Origin of the sequence: Haloferax sp. S2CR25 (genome assembly GCF_031624535.1) — an archaeon.
In the GTDB taxonomy this organism is placed as follows: Archaea; Halobacteriota; Halobacteria; order Halobacteriales; family Haloferacaceae; genus Haloferax; species Haloferax massiliensis.
In genome coordinates this window covers 21,222-36,353 of the sequence record NZ_JAMQOO010000003.1, presented here as the reverse complement: position 1 = coordinate 36,353, position 15,132 = coordinate 21,222, and the positions used below count along the sequence as shown (strand labels likewise).

Here is a 15,132-nt window from a genome sequence, read left to right as displayed (position 1 = left end):
GTAGAGGAGCGAGAAGGAACGTCCAAGACGGCCTCCGAATCATGCAGCACATGTAGGGACTGTCGCCTTGAGTCACGTTTCGAGATTAGAACTCAATTTCTGCGAAATGAATTTCGCGGAATGCCTTTTCCTCGGATGGCTGACGGAGGATTGGGGGGGCTCTTCACATCAGAAGGTTGACTTACTGCACCAGAAGTTCGTTTCGCCGTCGAACATTACGCTCTGGAATGATTTGGAGCGCAAATGGATGTCCATCGAACGCGAAGAGGTATCCACGAAACCTATCGAAGATAAATACTGAAATTTTTCTTTGTATTCGTTTGGTTCATATTGACGCCCGCCGAAGGTACACTCACTAATGGCCGCTGAGACCGGGCCCACGACGGCAGCCCCTGATGAGGGAGAGCTCGAACAGTACGTTGACCAGCGGCTGTTCGATGACAGTATGGGTGCGCTCGCTGACCACACTGCCCGAAAAGCAGCACTCGGTGACGAGCGGCGCTACGCGATTTTGTTCCTCCTCTGGGAACGGGAGGAAGTCGCTCGGAAAGAACTCGCTGTCGCTATCGACGATGACAGGTACGACCTCAGTCATCACCTCGGAGAACTCGTCGATGCTGGGCTGATTGCTCGGACGGGTGCGCCTGAAGATGCTGACGGGCGACAGACATTCTACACGATCACGCATCTCGGACGGCAAGAGATAGAGTCGGACTATCGAAGCATCACTGGCTTCGATCACTCACAATAAGCTATCGAGCGAAACGGAGGGCTTCGCTGACTGTAGCTGCTCCATTGTTCGAGCGTAAGCGACGAGTAGTCCGTTTGACACCCTTTCGATGTTCTCGCAAGTCTGGGATCACATTCAATCTTGATCTATCTATGTGCCTCAAAGCAATCATCGATTACTCTATGAGTACGTTCAGCCCGCTCGTTTCCTCGGAGAGATACTTGTTTTCCCAGGTCCGCCGCCCCCGAAGTACTCGCCGTGCCTGTGATGTCAGCGTGTAGCTGTTCGTTCGGTCGTCGAGTTTGCCCTTCTTGATGAAACCGTCCTCGACGAGCGCATCGAGATTCGGATACAACCGTCCGTGGTTGATTTCCGACTCGTAGTACGTGTCCAGTTCGTCCTTGATTGCGAGCCCATGCGGTTCATCAAGTCCAGCGAGCACGTACAGGATGTCACGCTGGAAGGCTGTCAAGTCGTTCATCTGTTCTCACTTTGAACTACGGCATCGTAGTCGTTATGACATCGCAATCGGTATTACGACCGATTGCCAACGCTCATGTGGCACGTTCCGAGACAGCGTGCCATCCCGATGACAGCACCCCCTGTCCCACTCCCTTGCAGTCGGCCCATTATCCGCTCCCGACTGTCATCGGGGCTTCTCTCTTCACAGTCGCATTATCGGAATTCGGGTAATACTGCCTGCGATATTGGTTGCTTGTGAGAACCCCCGAATTCGGTCGGTCTGTCTCGGGTGACTGTATCCGACTGATTGTACATCGTCACTCACGACCGTAATCGATACCGGATAATCGTCAATACCTCACTTCGGACTCGGTTATAGAGACCTGAGGGGAATACCTGCGTCTTTAGACGACAGAGGATGTCAGTCAGTGTGAAGCTGATCTGGCGTGAGCCGTGAGAGTCGCATCGCATTCCCGGTGACCGCCGTTGTCATGCCAGCGTCCCCGACGAGGACGGCCGCCCAGATGGGGACGAGGCCGAACGGAACTCCCAGAGCGAGTAGTGCCTTCGCACCGAGGCTCACCCAGATGTTCTGTCGAATGACGCTGTTCGCGTCGTGAGCGAGTTCGTAGAGATACGGCAGCTTCGACAGATCGTCGCTCATGAGGGCAATATCGGCGGTTTCGAGCGCCGTGTCCGTTCCGGCTGCCCCCATCGCAACACCCACGGTTGCCGTTGCGAGTGCGGGGGCGTCGTTGACGCCGTCGCCGACCATCGCGACCCCGTCGTACTGCTCGTCGAGTTCCTTGATCGCTTCGACCTTCTCGTCGGGGAGCAGTTCGGCGCGGAACTCGTCGACGCCCACTTCGGTGGCGATTGCCCGTGCAGTCCGCTCGTTATCACCGGTAAGCATGATGATGTGCTCGACGCCAAGATCGTGGAGGCGCTGGATCGTCTGCTTCGACTCGGGGCGGATCTCGTCAGCCACGGCGATGATGCCCTCGATCTCGGCTTTGGTTCCGACGAGCACGACGGTCTTGCCCTGCGACTGGAGTTCGGGAACGGTCTCCTCGAGGAGGTCGAGACAGTCGTTACGCTCGCACATCTGGCGACTCTTCGTCGTGACGACGCCGCCGTCGGTCGTTGCGTGGACGTGTGACAGGTCGAAGCCCAACTCGTTGAACAGCCCCGGCTTGCCGGCGTAGTGTGGCGTGCCGTCGAGGTCAGCCTTGACTCCTTTTCCGGTGATGCTCTCGAACTCGTCGACCTCGCGTTCCGCGACGGCTGCCTGTTCTGCACGGCCGACGATGGCCTCCCCGATGGGGTGTTCGGACCGCGACTCCAGCCCGCGGGCACACCGGAGGACGTCCTCCTCACTGTTACCGTTCAACGGAACAACATCCGTTACCGTGAGTTCGCCCTTCGTGATTGTCCCGGTCTTGTCCATCGCGATCGCTTCGACCGCGCCCATCGCTTCGAGGTGGTTCCCACCCTTGATGAGAACGCCGTTTTTCGCGGCACTGGTGATCCCCGACACTACGGAGACGGGCGTCGAGATGACGAACGCACACGGACACGCAAGCACGAGCAGCGTGAGGCCGTAGACAATGAACGTCGGCCACGACACCCCGAATAGGAGGGGCGGGATAACCGCCACCAAGATCGCGAAACCGACGACGACCGGCGTGTAGTATGAGGAGAACCGCTCAACGAACTGCTCGCGTTCGGTCTTGTTCGATTGAGCATCCTCAACCATCTGGACGATGCGCGAGAGCGTGTTGTCGCCCGCTTCAGAGGTGACCTCGACCTCGAGATACCCCTGTTCGTTGATCGTGCCGGCGTACACATCGTCCCCCGGTGTCTTGTCGACGGGCACGCTCTCGCCGGTAATGGGGGCCTGGTTGACGGCACTTTCACCATCGAGCACGTCTCCGTCCATCGGGATTTTTTCGCCCGGACGCACGACGACGACGTCACCGACAGCCACGTCGTCGACAGGAACCGTCACCTCTTCACCGTCGCGCTTGACCGTCGCCTCGTCGGGTGAGAGGTCCATCAGTTCGCGCAGCGAGTTCCGGGCGCGATCCATCGAGTAGCGCTCGAGCAGTTCGGCGACGCTGAACAGGAAGGCGAGCGTGGCGGCCTCGAAGTACAGTGACTCCCCGAAGACGAGCCCGGCGATGACGGCCCCGCTGATGGCGATGCTCATCAACAGGTCGATATCGAGATTCAGGTTCCGTGCAGAGTAGTAGCCGTTCCGGAAGATGACCTGGCCAGCGACCCCGATGGCGACGAGGAAGAGGATGTCGGCGATGAATAATTCCCGGCCGACGATCTCAGCCACAAGCACGTTCTGGCTCGTAAGGAGGAACTCGAAAAGGAGCCCGAGGGTGACGAATCCACCGCTGATCCACGTTTTGATCGCCCGCGAGCTGGTCCAGACGCTCTCGCGGTCGTCGGTGGGGCTGTCTCCAGCGTCCGCGTCAGTCGCCGTCGAGTCGGTTACCTCGTAGCCAGCGCTCTCGATAGCATCGACGATGTCCGGTGGTGAGAGGGATTCCGCATCGTACGTGACGACTACCTTTCCGGTGGTTGGCTGGGTATCGTAGCTCGATAGGCCCGAGAGATTATCTAGGGCATTCTCGATTTTCCCTGCACAGGATGGACAGTCCATCTCGGGGACAGAGAACTGGGCGACTTCGCCCTCGCTCGACGATGTCGCGGTTACGTCGTCGGCTCCGTGTCCATCGTGGTCGTGGTCGTGGGATTCATCATCTGACTCGTGTGAATCCCGGCCGGACGATGTCATTACCAGAAGCTAGGCAATGGCGAATTATTAAATTGGCTGCTATAAAACCGCCTCTAAATAAGTATCCTTAGCAATTTTCTGGAGTTGAGTTATTAACAATCTCGCTCCGACTACATCAAGATCCCGTTGTGCTTGTTCGGGAACTGCACCAGAGGGTCCATGTCTCGCGTTGAGAGATACCCATGTATGCTCCGCTGGAAAGCGCTTGCTCTTGGGAGTGCGGTTGGGCTCGTGACGCTCGGAGCAGGACCGTTTATTTCTTTCCCCCAGATGTTCTGTGGGCGGAGTAGTACTGCTGTTGAGTACGGGATTCGTTGGCGGGTTTGTCGCCGGTCGGTTCCTGAGTGACGGGTGGCGAACAGCTGCCGTGCATGGCGGCAGATGCCAAGGCGTAATCAGCGAGTCCCGGGATGAGAATCGTCGCGACGACTGTGAGCCCGAACTGTGCTTCCTTGGGGGAGCATCATCGGTGATGGTTTGCCCGGTATTCGCCATGTTTGACGCCGAGGGCGAGCGACAGGACGCCGAAGACGACGAGGCCGACGCTCACCATCGCAACGGTACTCGTACTCATCGGACTCATCGCCGTGCCGCCAACGAGAACGGCGAGCAGGATAATGAACGCGATTGCGGTTGTCGTCGTGTTGAATTCCATGTGTGTTGTAGTGATCTCAATCAGATGTTGTTTCTGTCGATTCGGTCGTCGCCTTCGAATCTCGGGCACGTGTCCGGATGAACCCCACCCAGAGGAGTGCACCGAGGAGACTGAGGACGCCGGCGATGGCGATCGACTGTCCGCGAACCGTCGTCCCGGTCTGATTCTGCAGTACCAACGTAATCCCAACGCCGACTAGTGCAACTCCTTGCACCCCAGCCGCACGCGCAGGTCGAGAAACATACCCTGCTTCCGTCAGGATTCCAGCAACCGATCCGACGAACAGCAGCAGTCCCGCGACAGATACTGGACGAAGTCCAAGAACCACGCCAACCTCAGAGAGTGCTAAGCCGAGTGCAACGAAGGGCGGCCATGGGCTAGTCCCGGTGAACTGGTCGCCGGAGTCGCAGTCATCACTCATCGGTGGTTCGTCCGTCAGCCCCGAATTTTATCTGTTGATGATGAGGCGAGGACATCTCTTTCACGTTGGGTTGTAGAGTACTACGTAGCCTCTGCATGTTAAGTGTCGTTATTTTCTGTTGTGGGTTGGAGGAACAAGACATTGACCCGTCCGACGGCGTCGAAATCACGGAGGCGATACACTAATTCTCGGATGCGTCCTGCCGGACCGCGACAGAAAATCGTTTCCAGACACCAGTCACCGTGCGTGTGGTGAGTCGTCTCGATCACGTCCTGAAACTCGTGTTGAACGGTATGGAGTTCGCCGATAACGAGCGTGTGTTCGTAATCGAACGCGAGGGCCGCTGTAGCGTCGCCTGATACTTCCTCCAGTTGTCTATGCCGTTCGACGTATTCCTGGATGGCTTCTCTGACGGCCCGTGACCGCGACTCTAGCCCCTCGGCTTGCCATGTCTGGTCGAACGTTTCGAGGACATCTGACGGAATGTTCAAACTCGTCCGCATATCCATATGTGGAACTGCGTGGTTGAAAGCTCTCGTTATTACGAATCCCTGGATTCAAACATAACAACCGTCTTCAGCGGCTCGTTCCTCCATCAGGTAATGGCAATTGGTTCGGGTGTACTCATCGGTGTGATTGCGATGGGACTCTTTCACGGGCTTGAGCCGGGACACGCATGGCCGGTCGCCGGCGTCTACGCGCTCAATCAGCGGCGCAAATGGCTCACGGGGCTGGCCGGTGGGCTGCTCCTCTCGATTGCCCATATCCTCGCCTCGAGCGCGCTCGTGCTCGTGTTCATCCTCGTGAGCACGCAGATCGATCTCTCGCCGTTTACCACGCTGATTCGTGCTGGTGCGGGTGTGTTGTTGCTCTATCTCGGCTATCGGCTGTACACCCACGGACACGATCACGACCATGGTGGCTATTCTCACCACGAGTCCAGCGACGGCCACGGGGATGATTCCGAAGGAGCACATGACCACAGCCACGAGCACGATGAGGGATTCGCGTTCGATGCAGACGCTGACGACGTCTCCCAGAGCGCCTTGTCAGCGTTTCAGGTTGGCGAGAATAATGGCTTGCTCGGGTTCGCTGGCTTCGCCTTCCTCATCGGATTCGCCCACGAGGAACAGCTTGCCCTCCTGAGTTTCTGTGCAGGTGCTGGGAACTGTCTCACCCTGGTGCTCGTCTATGGTGTCGCCGTCACGGTCTCGATTACAACGATGGTGCTTTTGACAGTACTCGCGTACAACCGGGTACAGGGACGCGTTGAGAATATCGACGAGTACCTGCCGCTAGCGAGTGCAGTGATCCTGTGGGTGATCGGGGGCGTGTTCCTGCTGGATGCGGCCGATCTAGTGCAATTCCTCTGATATGAGTCACACGTCAGTATAGACGACAACGAAGTGGTTCTCTATTTCATCTAGTACCTCACACGACGCTGTGGGAGGCGTCGTCTGTACCAGTCATTGGTGGTGGTTTGTCTGCCCGGTCAGGACCGCCACCGTCGCGTAGCTGCCAGGCCGAGTAGTGTCGATATGAGTATCACCAGGATACCACCAGCTACGATCGGGACGTCTGGCAGGCGACTAGGTGGCGTCTTGAGCGCGTTGTCGTTGTTGCCTAGTGTCCGACTCGCTGTCGCAGTCGAATCGGTGTCGGCCGGCTGCGTCGTTGCGAGTTCCTCAGAGGGGACGAGCTGGCTACCTCCACTCCAGTCGGTCAGGTATGCATAGCAGGCTTCGGTCCGACTCTCGTCGACACCTGCGCTGCCTGTTAGCTCGTGGACACCGGTCGCATTTAGCTGGCGAGCGGTCGGTGCTGTCGACCCGTCGCCAGTGCCAATTCGCTCGGCGTCGTAGGGCTGCCACGGCGCGTAAAACTCCCAGACGACGTCACCCTGTGGAGTCACTTCGAGCAAGCGGTCACCGCGGCGGTCAACGACCAACGTGTTCCCGTTGGGGAGGCGGTCGGCGTCACGAGGCTCGTTTAGCCCACCACCACGCAACACCCAAGTGCGGACCCATTTGTCGTTCTCCCGAGAATACTCGACGACACGGTCATTGCGACTGTCGGCGACGATGACTGTGGCCGTCCCATTCTCGCCCTCAATGTAGTCGGGATTATGCTGTTCGAACAGGATATCGCGGTTATCGTCGTTGCCGAGCGTCCAGCGGATCTCCTTGGTCTCGCGGTCGATGGCAACGACTTGGTCGAAGTTGCGGACCGACACCATGAACACGCCAGGTCGGATCTGGTCAATGTCGTTGTTGTGCGTCCAGTCGCCACCGTACTCGCCACCACCCTCCTTCGGGAAGGCGGTAGGATAGTCGTCGAATCGGTACTCCCAGACAATCTCCTCACTGCTGAGGTTGTAAACGATGACGCGGTCGTTACCGTTCCGGCTCATGTCGTTTAGAAGCAGTTCGTCACCGTTGATCAGGTCGGCATCGTGGGAGTCCAGTACATTCGGGAATCGCCGAGTCGAGACGTGTTCGCCGGTCGTAGCGTTGAGTTCCTCGACGATCGAGATGCCCGGTTCGGTCGTCGACAGCAGCAGGTTGTCGTTCGCCAGTCGCTCGATATCGTAGACCCACCAGCGACCGTTCGCCGAGTCGTTGTGGACGCCAACGACTTCGCCACTTGGGCGAATTCCCACGAGCATCGCGGCGGTTTTCTCACCGCCTCGGGCTCCTTGAATCGACAGCAGAGTCGTCCCGTTTGGGCGGTCAGTGACCGTCCCGACACAGGGATTCCGGGTGACTTGCGAAGCGTTACCAACGGCGGTGAATCCTGTGTTCTTCGGCTCTGTCGGACCCCCTGGTCGCGCTGTGGAGAGCTGAGTGATTACTGGCGCGAGCACGAGAAGCAACAGGAGGAGCGAAACGAAGCCTGCATGACCGAATCTGCGGGGCATCTGAACGAAGGTTGCACAACCCCTCATGTTAACTGTTGTTTTTCCAAGTGGGTACTGAATACACCTCGGGAAATGACTCGAAGATCAGTTTTCAGCGGTTCGTGAGATTCACTACGGCTGCATGGATGCCCTGGCGGCGATAGACGATCTCCGCGAATCCCCATCCTGCGAGGAGGAGTCCCACGAATCCTGTGCTCGCGAACGCCCAAGAATCCATCCAGACCGGGCGAATCTACGGCGTGACGTGCGACCAGCGCTCAGCCGCAGACGACAGTTCCGCTTCGAGGGGTGTCGCTGTTACGAGACTGGCAAGCCACTGCGAGACCGTCTGCTCCTCCCCTGTTCTGGGAGCCAGGCCAACGCTGCCCCTCACGCCGTAGTCTCCGGTGAGGTTCTGGTCCCTCATCGTCGGCCCGCCCGGGTCGTCGCCGAGCTGCATCCGTTCGGCTTCGTACGTGCCCCACCGCAGGTAGAACTTCCAGATGACCTCTCCGTTAGGAGTCACCTCCATAACTCGGTGGTTGAGTGTGTCCGTGACGAGCGTGTCGCCGTTCGGGAGCCGGTCGGCATCACGAGGCCAGCTCAGCGACTTGCCCGAGCCCAACGTCTAGGTTCACGTCCACGTCCCGTTGGTCTTCGCGTACTAGACGACTCGATCGTTCTCGGTGTCCGCGACCAGTACGGTCGGCGTCCCGTTCTGTCCGCGTAGGTACTGGGGGTTGCGCTGTTCGTACAGCATCTTCAGATCACCATCGGATCCCAGTCGGCGCTCGATTTCGTTCGTCGACCGATTGACGACGATGACCTGATCGAAGTTCCGGTTGGAAACCAGCTATTCGCCCCGGGCGATCTTATCGACGTCGTTGACGTGGGTCCAGTCGTCAGCATACGTGCCGCCACTGTCCGAGGAGTAGTGGCCACGAAACCGCCACTCCCAGGTGATCCGATCGGACGTCCGGTTGTAGATGAACACTCGATCGTTGTTCTCGCCGGCCGATTCGTTGTAATTACGCATGTTCGCGACCAACAGCTGGTCACCATTGATTACGTCTACGTCGTGCGTGTCTTCGAGGTCGAAGCGCTCGGACCAGGTGACCTCGTCCATCCGTGGATTCCACTCGTAAATGATTGTCTCGCTTGGGTTGACACCCGTGATGAGCAGATCGCTCCCGTTTATCGGATCGACATCATAGAACCACGATAACTCGAGAGCCTCACCATTATGGACTCACTTGATCTCTCCGGCAGGTCCCACCCCGACGAGTCAGGCTGGCTTCTTCCCGCTGGCCCATCCAGATAGTTTGAACCCCTGGACGGAGATGACTGTCGTTCCGTTCGCGGGGTCTGATATCGTTCCGGCTTCCAGATCCTGTGGTTCGCTCGTCAACGCACCAGTTCCAGCGGGAACGAGGAGAAGGACGATGATCGACAGCGTCACGAAGCGAAGAACCAACCCCCTCGATCTCGCGGGGTACTCCAGCTGCATGTCTCGACACACCCTCACGCCGAGTATGAAACTTCTCACATCACCCTGCTCCGTTCGCTCGTCGGGCATTTTGGTTTCGCTTCTTGGCCACGCAGCTCGAGAACGGACGAGACTCTCTTCCCCGAAGCGTATCGGCGCTCATGCCGTCAATCGGACTGGCCTCGATCCTATATCCTAACCCACGCTCCGTAGAGGCGTACCAGTGACTGGGTCGTAGGCACACACACCCGTATGAGTGATTCGATCTTTCGAACGGCCGTCGTCGCCCATCTTCGCTGGAGTGCCTCTGGTTTCGATACTGGTTTCTATCCGGGACTCCTCTCGTCCACGTCGACACATGCCAGAACAGACGCCCGGTCCTCGACTGAGAGCGTTGGGAGCGTCGATCGGGTTAGCTCTCGGTGCCTTCATCGTCGGAAATATCGTCGTCCTCGGGACTGGCATCGCACTCGAGACGCTCAGTGTTCCGGTCTTTTCCCGCCCAGCTCGCATGATCTTTCTGAGTACGGTCCTGTTGCAGGGCGTGACGTTCGGCGGTATCGCACTCGTCTACCTTCGTATTCGGGGGATTGGTCTGGACTTCGTCCGCGTTCGGTTGCCGACTCTCCGCGATCTCGTCGTCGTTGTCGGGGGCTCTCTGGTCCTACTGTCGCTCCTCGTCGTAGTTTCGATACTACTCTCATTTTTAGAAATCGAATCCGCACAGAATCAGATTATCGAGCTCGGTCAGCAGAATCCCCTGGTTTTCCTCATACTGGTCCCACTTTCTTTCTTGCTGGTGGGTCCTGGCGAGGAACTCCTGTTTCGAGGACTCATTCAGGGTCGACTAGGGGAATCGTTCTCTACGTGGCAAGCGATCGTGCTTGCCAGTGGAATCTTTGGCATCGTCCATATCACGTCGCTCGTCGGGCAGGGGAAGTTCGTCTACATCGGAGTCGTCTTCGCGCTCGCGCTCGTGCTCGGAGCGACCTACGAATATACGGATAATCTGGTTGTCCCAGCCCTCGTCCACGGCGCGTACAACGCGGTGCAGTTCGGTGCTGCGTACCTCATGGCGACTGGATTCCTCTGAGCACGTCTCCCGATAGGGTCGCAGACGGTGACCGTTCGTTCCCCATCGTTGACAATCTCACCGATGACGTACAGTTGGCCGTCGAGCGCGACCGACGTCGTCTGTGTGCGCCGGTCCGGTATATCGGGGCTATGCTCCCACGTCACCAGAACTCGCTCGACATGAATGTCCTCGCCTCTGAGTTGCTCTTCGCAGAGCCCGTCGGGGAATCGGTAGCTGGCGGCTGTCCTGACCAGCCCGGTCCTTGACAGCCACCTAGGGGCGTGAGGCTCATTGCGGCACCGTAGGGGAACTGCAGTCGATTGATGCTCATGCGTCTCGGTATCGTATCGATCCTAGGCAGGTCTCGTGACATCCTCCCCGGCCTTCATTCAGGCCGGGATTCCCTCCTTGTAGAAAGATGGCTACCCATGTCTCTCGTTTGAGTGATTCTTGCAGCAGGCCACTCTCCCGTTTCCCAGTCGTTCCCTCGGTATCGATTCGCCCCGTCTATAGACTGTCTTAGGGGGCAGATGACGTTCGAACGAAAAATTCGTCGGGACGGTTGACAGACTTAGGTCTCGCCCGCTTATGAACCGTACAATGAGCGATCCCGACGCAGTCCTTCTGGCGGGGGCGAGCGGCGATACCGGTCGGGAAGTGCTGACCATCCTGGCGGAAACTGACATCACCGTGCGGGCCCTCACTCGTTCTCGGGAGAAGGGCGAACGGTTACGTCGCTCGGGCGCCGACGAAGTTGTCGTCGGTGATCTCCTGAATCGGGACGATGCCACACAGGCCGTCGAGGGCGTGGACGCTGTCCTGACTGCTGTCGGGACGCATCCATCAAAGGTATTCTTCGCGGACGAGTTTGTCGACGGTCGCGGGAACGTCAACCTCGTCGACGCGTCGGTGGATGCCGGCGTCGAGACGTTCGTCATGGAGTCGTCACTGGGCGTCGGTGGAGACCGCGGGAGTATCATGGCTCGCACGTTCCGGGTGTTCATCGGGCCTGTGATCGAGGCGAAGACGCGTGCCGAGCGGGCGATCCGGGAGTCCGGACTCGAGTATACTATTTTCCGTCCGGGGATACTTACCGGGAACTGGGTCATCGGTGACGTGCGAGTGGCCAATGCTGGAACCGGACTGTGGGGAATTGTATCCCGCAGAGATGTGGCTCGGATGATGGTCGCCGCTCTCGAAACGCCAGCGGCAACGGCTCGAACCTTCGAGGTGGTCAGAAACCCGCTGCTCCGTGATCGTGGGCTCGATATCGAGTGGCAATTCTCACATCGCTAGAACCTCGATGAGAGGAGTAAACGCATCTCGACGGTCGCCCTACGTACGAAGCTCAGAGAGAGTGGCCCGCTCCGCCTGCTTCACTCATCGCGCCGCTTCGAAGTATCCGCCTTCCTGAGGGTCAGTCGTCAGCTTCGCCCGTCTCGATTGGAGCGCCGACGAGGTTGCCCCATTCGGTCCACGAGCCGTCGTAGTTGATGGTATCCTCGTAGCCGAGCAGCTCGTGAAGCGCGAACCATGCGACCGACGAGCGCTCGCCAATCCGGCAGTAGGCGACGGTGGTGCCGTCGCCGTCGATGCCCCTTTCGGCGTACAGCTCCTCGATCTCCTCGCGGCTCTTGAACGTCCCGTCGTCGTTGGTGACGGCGGCCCACGAGATGTTCTGTGCCCCAGGGATGTGGCCGCCGCGCTGAGCAGTCTCCTGCAGTCCGGGCGGGGCAAGAATCTCGCCGGAAAACTCCTCGGGCGAACGGACGTCGACGAGTGGAAGACCACGGCCGATGGCGTTTTCCACGTCTTCTCGATAGGCGCGGATGCTCTCTCGCGGGCCGGAGGCGGTGTACGTCTGCGCCGAGAAGGACGAGACCTCGTCCGTGGTCGGATAGTCGTTGTCGAGCCAGTAGTCGCGGCCGCCGTCCATGAGCTTCACATCATCGTGGCCGTAGTATTTGAACTGCCAGTAGGTGTAGGCAGCGAACCAGTTGGAGTTGTCACCGTAGAGCACGACCGTCGAGTCATCGGTGATGCCGTGGCTGCCCATCAGGTCCTCGAAGTCGTCCTTCGTGAGGATGTCTCGCTGGGTCTGGTCCTGCAGTTGGGTCTCCCAGTTGAAGCCGATTGCGCCGGGTGCGTGCGCCTCGTCGTACGCTTCAGTGTCCACGTCGACCTCTACGAGGCGATACTCGGGGTCGTCACTCTGGAACTCATCAAGATGCTCCTCGACCCAGTCGGCCGAGACGAGTACGTCCTTGGCATAATCGCTCTCGCTCATACACGAGGATCGTTTCCACGCATCTGTAATACGTCTACCGGAATGATCCCCTCTTCACCAAGTGTCATCCTCACCGATTCGGTGCGGACATTACTCGGGGTCCTCCGGGTCAGCGACCTCGGTTGTTTCGGGCCCCGACAGATCTAACGGCCGTATCCAAACGTACCAGATGATCAAGACGATCTGTCCGTATCCGAGTATCCAGACACCGGTTGCGAGCATTTCGTAACCCATCTTGGTCAACGTATTGTCGATCAACCCCGTGAGGATGAACGCTCCGAACAGAACGAATGCTAAGCGCCGCTTGCTGGTAATGTCTATTGATATCATCTCTCTTGTGTTATGCAGTAGTTGAATAGTGCCCCTCCTAAATGGTGGGATGGAAGCCATTTCGTTTCGGGCACCATCTTTCTCTGAGTCAAGGTTTTCACAGCTATATGCGTGTGAAACACCGTCCAAGTTCGTTTCGTCACGCAACAGTTGTTTCGGTTAAAGGCGGCCAAGGCTCCCACAAGTGCCAGTCCACCATCGATTCCTCCGGTTCTCTTCACACCATTTTCGGGCGGTCCATCGGCCGGTACCGTATCCAGAATCTCACACCCCCATAGTTACCCGCAGCATTCCACGGACACCCTGCGGGAGCCCGACAGCGGTCGCAACGAAGAGGATGATCCAGCTCCAGCGGGACGTGAGGTCCTCGTCTCCGGAGCCGACGGTCCAAACGATCAGCGCGACCGCTGCGAACTTGAGCAGGAACGTCGATCCGGAGAAGTTGGTCGCCTCGTAGACGACTTGGGTGATGAACAGCTTCGGCGTGTATCCGAAGAAGGTGACGCCGAGCAGGTTCTGGGCGGCGTCGAGCATCTGGCCGAACACGAGCAGTAGCGTTAGTGGGTGCTGGAGGTAGCGACGGTCCAACCGGTCACCTGTAAGATAGAACCCGGCGACGAAGAGCGCGGCGATCCCGACGGTCGCTACCGGAACGAGTGGGCGGAAGGGTCGTCCCGACCCGAGACCGAACGAGAGGGCGACCACGACCCCGGCAATCGACCAGACGGTCCCGACGGTTCCACACGCGAGTGGAACGGCGTGTTCGCTGTCGAAGTGCTGACGGAGAAGAACCCCGATAAGGAGTGCGGCGGTGGTGATCGCAGCGACGGTGAAGTAGATCGGTGGGGTGATGAACAGCAAGTTGAGTGGCCGGAACAATAGCTCCGCATCTTCAAGTGCGCGCATCACCCCTCCGGCAACGAGTATCGGGGCGAGTCCGTATGCGAGACCGACGTCGAGGTCGATATCGAACGCAGTGAAGAACTCCCGCACGCCTGGGAGCGCGTACAGCATGATCGTCACGTAAGTAATCGTGTTCACCGGGTTGTAGCCCTTGACTGCACGAATCCCCTCGTGAGTCACCGGTTCGCCGGCGCCGTCCGCAACGACCGGCCCCCAGAGGTACTGCCAGATGTATCGGTCGTAGACGAGTTCGGGGACCAGTGCGAGACCGAGGACGACGAGGCTAACCGGCGCGAGCAGATACAGGAGCCACCACGAAACCGTGCCCGTCGGTGGTAGCCGGGCCTCTATGTGATTCGATACTGATGATGTCATGGATTCCCAATTTTCACGTCCTGCAGCAGGGAGATGTGAGATGTGACACTCTGACCCTCGTACTCTTGATACCGACTCGCTCCTCCTATTCTTTTCGGATGCTTGGTCGGTGACGTTCGAGACCCCATGTTCTCAAGTCTGTCCCCTGAGTCCTATCGATATGAGCGAGCCAGCAACATCGGTTGTACGCGTCGACGTGGACGCTCACCGATCCCTTCTCGAAGGGCTCTTGGCCGAGTATCACAGGTGGATGGAGACGGTGGTCGGCCGCGAGACAAGGGTGTCCTACGACGCCGACGCGCGCGTCGACTCCGACCTTCGGGACGTACTTGATCCCGCGATGGCTTGTCTCGGCTGGCTCGCCTTTCGAGGAGATACCCCGGCCGGGTGTGTCCTCTTCTACGGCGTGGCCGACGACAAGGCCGAACTCAAGCGGCTGTACGTTCGGCCCGCTCACCGAGGTCATGGACTCGGACAGGCCCTCACAGAGACCGTCGTTGATGTGGCCGCCGGACGTGGCTACGGGACTCTCGCTCTTACCACGCCGCCGTGGAGCGATGCAGCGCACGCGCTGTACGACTCGCTCGGCTTCGAGCGCACGGGGCCATACCCGGAGACGCGACTCCCCGAACAGTATCACGACGATGCGATTTTTATGCAGCTGGATCTCACTGACTGGGCCGACTAGCAGGTCTGATCATTC

17 protein-coding genes are annotated in these 15,132 nt (G+C 58.8%); 5 read left to right on the top strand and 12 right to left on the bottom strand.

Annotated features, from left to right (window positions below; all coding sequences use genetic code 11):
- The first annotated feature begins 358 nt into the window (after window positions 1–358).
- Window positions 359–751: a winged helix-turn-helix domain-containing protein gene (locus NDI65_RS08685; RefSeq protein ID WP_310893587.1), complete on the top strand. Its 393-nt coding sequence runs from the start codon at window positions 359–361 to the stop codon at window positions 749–751.
- 154 nt (window positions 752–905) lie between these two features.
- On the opposite strand, the gene NDI65_RS08680 is transcribed toward NDI65_RS08685, so the two are convergent.
- The 5 genes from NDI65_RS08680 to NDI65_RS08665 form a co-directional block, all read right to left on the bottom strand.
- On the bottom strand, window positions 906–1,211 hold the full coding sequence (locus NDI65_RS08680; protein WP_220619668.1) for a helix-turn-helix transcriptional regulator: 306 nt from the start codon (window positions 1,209–1,211) through the stop codon (window positions 906–908).
- Window positions 1,212–1,613: 402 nt separating this feature from the next.
- The gene (locus NDI65_RS08675) at window positions 1,614–4,001 is read right to left on the bottom strand and encodes a cation-translocating P-type ATPase (protein ID WP_220619667.1); all 2,388 of its coding nucleotides are present in this window, start codon (window positions 3,999–4,001) and stop codon (window positions 1,614–1,616) included.
- A 463-nt stretch (window positions 4,002–4,464) separates the two neighbouring features.
- Complete coding sequence (locus NDI65_RS08670; RefSeq protein ID WP_220619666.1) at window positions 4,465–4,656, bottom strand: hypothetical protein; 192 nt, start codon at window positions 4,654–4,656, stop codon at window positions 4,465–4,467.
- A 16-nt stretch (window positions 4,657–4,672) separates the two neighbouring features.
- Window positions 4,673–5,077 (bottom strand): hypothetical protein, encoded by a 405-nt coding sequence (locus NDI65_RS22200; RefSeq protein ID WP_345784708.1) that lies wholly within the window; start codon window positions 5,075–5,077, stop codon window positions 4,673–4,675.
- A 98-nt stretch (window positions 5,078–5,175) separates the two neighbouring features.
- Window positions 5,176–5,580 carry a CopG family ribbon-helix-helix protein gene (locus tag NDI65_RS08665; protein ID WP_220619775.1) on the bottom strand — a complete coding sequence of 135 codons (405 nt, stop codon included), beginning with the start codon at window positions 5,578–5,580 and terminating at the stop codon, window positions 5,176–5,178.
- Between the two features lie 99 nt (window positions 5,581–5,679).
- Here NDI65_RS08665 and NDI65_RS08660 point away from each other — a divergent pair, with 99 nt between their 5' ends.
- Entirely contained in the window at window positions 5,680–6,450 is a 771-nt protein-coding gene (locus NDI65_RS08660; protein ID WP_310893586.1) for a hypothetical protein, read from the top strand.
- A gap of 119 nt (window positions 6,451–6,569) precedes the next feature.
- Here the strand turns inward: NDI65_RS08660 and NDI65_RS08655 are convergent, their stop codons facing one another.
- The 4 genes from NDI65_RS08655 to NDI65_RS08640 form a co-directional block, all read right to left on the bottom strand.
- Window positions 6,570–7,994 carry an aryl-sulfate sulfotransferase gene (locus NDI65_RS08655; protein WP_310893585.1) on the bottom strand — a complete coding sequence of 475 codons (1,425 nt, stop codon included), beginning with the start codon at window positions 7,992–7,994 and terminating at the stop codon, window positions 6,570–6,572.
- 232 nt (window positions 7,995–8,226) lie between these two features.
- Window positions 8,227–8,598, bottom strand: coding sequence for a hypothetical protein (locus NDI65_RS08650; RefSeq protein ID WP_310893584.1), 372 nt, complete (start codon window positions 8,596–8,598; stop codon window positions 8,227–8,229).
- Window positions 8,599–8,826: 228 nt separating this feature from the next.
- Window positions 8,827–9,099, bottom strand: coding sequence for a hypothetical protein (locus tag NDI65_RS08645; protein ID WP_310893583.1), 273 nt, complete (start codon window positions 9,097–9,099; stop codon window positions 8,827–8,829).
- A 159-nt stretch (window positions 9,100–9,258) separates the two neighbouring features.
- A complete protein-coding gene (locus NDI65_RS08640) occupies window positions 9,259–9,480 on the bottom strand; it encodes a hypothetical protein (RefSeq protein WP_310893582.1) in 222 nt (73 codons plus the stop codon).
- A 337-nt stretch (window positions 9,481–9,817) separates the two neighbouring features.
- Between NDI65_RS08640 and NDI65_RS08635 the strand changes: the two genes are divergently transcribed.
- Both NDI65_RS08635 and NDI65_RS08630 read left to right on the top strand, forming a co-directional pair.
- Window positions 9,818–10,552, top strand: coding sequence for a type II CAAX endopeptidase family protein (locus tag NDI65_RS08635; protein WP_310893581.1), 735 nt, complete (start codon window positions 9,818–9,820; stop codon window positions 10,550–10,552).
- Between the two features lie 582 nt (window positions 10,553–11,134).
- Entirely contained in the window at window positions 11,135–11,830 is a 696-nt protein-coding gene (locus NDI65_RS08630) for an NAD(P)-binding oxidoreductase (protein ID WP_310893580.1), read from the top strand.
- A gap of 121 nt (window positions 11,831–11,951) precedes the next feature.
- Here NDI65_RS08630 and NDI65_RS08625 read toward each other — a convergent pair whose 3' ends face one another.
- From NDI65_RS08625 to NDI65_RS08615, 3 genes are all read right to left on the bottom strand, one after another.
- Complete coding sequence (locus NDI65_RS08625; protein WP_310893579.1) at window positions 11,952–12,821, bottom strand: sulfurtransferase; 870 nt, start codon at window positions 12,819–12,821, stop codon at window positions 11,952–11,954.
- Between the two features lie 90 nt (window positions 12,822–12,911).
- Window positions 12,912–13,211 carry a hypothetical protein gene (locus tag NDI65_RS08620; RefSeq protein WP_310893578.1) on the bottom strand — a complete coding sequence of 100 codons (300 nt, stop codon included), beginning with the start codon at window positions 13,209–13,211 and terminating at the stop codon, window positions 12,912–12,914.
- A gap of 204 nt (window positions 13,212–13,415) precedes the next feature.
- Window positions 13,416–14,429, bottom strand: a complete 1,014-nt coding sequence (locus tag NDI65_RS08615) for a DUF63 family protein (protein WP_310893577.1) — start codon at window positions 14,427–14,429, stop codon at window positions 13,416–13,418.
- A 160-nt stretch (window positions 14,430–14,589) separates the two neighbouring features.
- Here NDI65_RS08615 and NDI65_RS08610 point away from each other — a divergent pair, with 160 nt between their 5' ends.
- Entirely contained in the window at window positions 14,590–15,117 is a 528-nt protein-coding gene (locus tag NDI65_RS08610; protein WP_119712943.1) for a GNAT family N-acetyltransferase, read from the top strand.
- The last annotated feature ends 15 nt before the right edge of the window (window positions 15,118–15,132 follow it).